Source organism: Nonomuraea zeae (assembly GCF_005889725.1).
Taxonomy (GTDB): Bacteria; Actinomycetota; Actinomycetes; order Streptosporangiales; family Streptosporangiaceae; genus Nonomuraea; species Nonomuraea zeae.
Genome location: NZ_VCKX01000686.1, coordinates 1 through 1,237, shown reverse-complemented (window position 1 = coordinate 1,237; position 1,237 = coordinate 1). Strand labels below are relative to the sequence as shown.

Annotated in this window: 1 protein-coding gene; it reads left to right on the top strand. The window is 69.0% G+C overall.

The genetic code is table 11. The features are described from left to right. The first annotated feature begins 130 nt into the window (after positions 1-130). Positions 131-1,123, top strand: coding sequence for a UDP-glucose 4-epimerase GalE (galE, locus tag ETD85_RS62385; RefSeq protein WP_138699109.1), 993 nt, complete (start codon positions 131-133; stop codon positions 1,121-1,123). Positions 1,124-1,237: the final 114 nt, after the last annotated feature.

The window sequence follows — 1,237 nt, the reverse complement described above, 5'->3', positions numbered from 1 at the left end:
ACGTACGGGCGGGCGGGGATTCTGGCCCTCGTGCACAGGCGCGCAGGCCCGTGCGGGACGGGGTTTCGCCCACCGCGGAGCCGGGCCGGATGGGCGTTTTGGCCGCCACGGCAAGCAATAGGCTGCTGGCATGCGCGTACTGATTACTGGTGGGGCGGGTTATATCGGGAGCACGGTCGCGTCGGCGTGCCTGGACGCCGGGATCACGCCGGTGATTCTCGACAGTCTCGTGACGGGGCGGAAGGAGTTCGCGGAGGGAAGGGCGTTCTACGAGGGGGATATAAGCGACGGCCCGCTGATTGACAAGATATTTGCGGAAAATCCGGATATTGCGGCGATCGTGCACTGCGCGGCGCTCATCGTGGTGCCGGATTCCGTGGCCGACCCCATCGGCTACTACCGCGCGAACGTCGCCAAGAGCCTCGAGCTCGTCGACCACCTGCTGCGCAACGGCTGCAGGCGGATGATCTTCAGCTCCTCGGCGTCGATCTATGAGGCAGGCCCCGACCACACGGTGGACGAGGACTCCGCGCTCGCCCCGCAGAGCCCGTACGCGCAGACCAAGGCGGTGTGCGAGGCCATGTTCGCCGACATCGCCGCCAGCCGCCCGATCAGGATCCTTTCGCTGCGTTACTTCAACCCGATCGGCGCCGACCCGCAGATGCGCACCGGCCTGCAGTTGCGCCGCCCCAGCCATGCCCTCGGCAAGATGATCGAGGCTTACGAGGAGCGGGTCCCCTTCCAGATCACCGGCACCGACTACCCGACTAGCGACGGCACGGGCATTCGCGACTACATCCACGTCTGGGACCTGGCGGCCGCGCATGTGGCGGCGTTGCGCAGGTTCGACGAGCTGGACGCCGACGTGATCAATCTGGGCACCGGCTCGGGCACCACCGTGCGCGAGCTGGCCGAGGCGTTCAACCGCGTCGCGGACCGGCCGATCGAGGTCGTGGAGGCCGCTGCCCGCCCCGGTGACGTGGCCGGGGCCTACACCCGTAGCGACCGCGCCCGTCGCCTCCTGGACTGGCAGGCGGAGTACGGCGTGGAGGAGGGGATCAGGCACTCGCTCGAATGGGCGGCCCTGCGGGACTCCCGCCTCGGGGAATCCGCCCCCCACTGAGGCGAACGCCGCCGACGACGACTCCAACGCAAACGCCGCTGAAGCCAACCCCGCCAACCTCGCCACCGCAAACGGCGCCGCCGCCAACCCCGCCAACCTCGCCACCGCAAACGG